This window comes from Streptomyces sp. NBRC 110028 (assembly GCF_001417735.1).
Taxonomy (GTDB): Bacteria; Actinomycetota; Actinomycetes; order Streptomycetales; family Streptomycetaceae; genus Streptomyces.
This window is the reverse complement of record NZ_BBUZ01000017.1, coordinates 1-624: the sequence shown is the minus strand read 5'-3', so window position 1 is coordinate 624 and position 624 is coordinate 1. Positions and strand designations below refer to the sequence as shown.

The 624-nt window shown below is 66.5% G+C and carries 1 pseudogene; it reads right to left on the bottom strand.

Features of this window, described 5'->3' with window-relative positions:
• Nucleotides 1-624: pseudogene (locus ASC60_RS00100) on the bottom strand (IS256 family transposase); the annotation flags it as partial.

Here is a 624-nt window from a genome sequence, read left to right as displayed (position 1 = left end):
ACGGGCTTGAGAAGCTTGGCGATCTTGTCCCAGTCCTGGCGGGCGGCATAGCGGAAGGAGCTCCGCAGCAGGTGCACCACGCAGGTCTGCACGATCGTCCGCGGCCAGACGGTCTCCACTGCCTCGGGCAGGCCCTTGAGCCCGTCGCAGACGAGCATGAGCACATCACTGACGCCGCGGTTCTTGATTTCGGTGAGAATGTGCAGCCAGTGCTTGGCGCCCTCGCCGCCGTCGCCGGCCCATAGCCCGAGGATCTCCCGCCGACCCTCGGCGGTGACGGCCAGGGCCACGTAGATGGGCCGGTTGGCCACCGCGCCATCGCGGATCTTCACGTGGATGGCGTCGATGAAGACCACCGGATAGACGGCGTCGAGGGGGCGACTCTGCCATTCGGCCATACCCTCCAGGCCCTCCAGGACCTTGTCGGTGATGGTGGAGATGGTCTGGCGGGAGACCTCGGCACCATAGACCTCCGCCAGGTGGGCCTGGACCTCGCCGGTGGTCAGGCCCTTCGCAGCCAGCGAGATGACCATCTCATCGACGCCCGTCAGACGCTTCTGCCGCTTCTGCCGCTTCTTGAAACAATCTTCGGCTCGAAGGAGCCGTCGCGGTCGCGGGGCACTG